This window comes from Chromohalobacter sp. HP20-39 (genome assembly GCF_033052815.1).
Classification (GTDB): Bacteria; Pseudomonadota; Gammaproteobacteria; order Pseudomonadales; family Halomonadaceae; genus Chromohalobacter.
Genome location: NZ_JAWHTP010000420.1, coordinates 1 through 314, shown reverse-complemented (window position 1 = coordinate 314; position 314 = coordinate 1). Strand labels below are relative to the sequence as shown.

At 72.9% G+C, this 314-nt stretch carries 1 protein-coding gene; it reads left to right on the top strand.

All coding sequences use genetic code 11. The features are described from left to right. The coding region (locus RVY79_RS18635) for a BlaI/MecI/CopY family transcriptional regulator (protein WP_317466034.1) at positions 1–314 on the top strand (314 nt) is incomplete at both ends.

The following is a 314-nucleotide window of genomic DNA, read 5'->3' as shown; positions in this document are numbered from 1 at the left end:
CACCCTCTGGGCGCGCCACCCGCTCAGCGCGGAAGACATCCTCGCGGCGCTGCTGTCACAGCACGCCCAGGGCCGGGCGATGCGCAACCCGCCCCCCGCGGGCGTCGAGGAAGCAGGGGACGACCCGACGCTTCCGTCTGACGCTGGCTGGCAACTCGGCACCGTCAAGACCCTGCTGAACCGCATGCTCAACAAGGGCGCCCTGCAGGCGCAGCGCGACGGCCGCCGCTACCTCTACGCGCCCCTGGTCGCCCGCGAGGACTGGGAGCAGCGTGAATCTCTCGGCCTGCTGGACCGCGTGTTCGGCGGCCGCC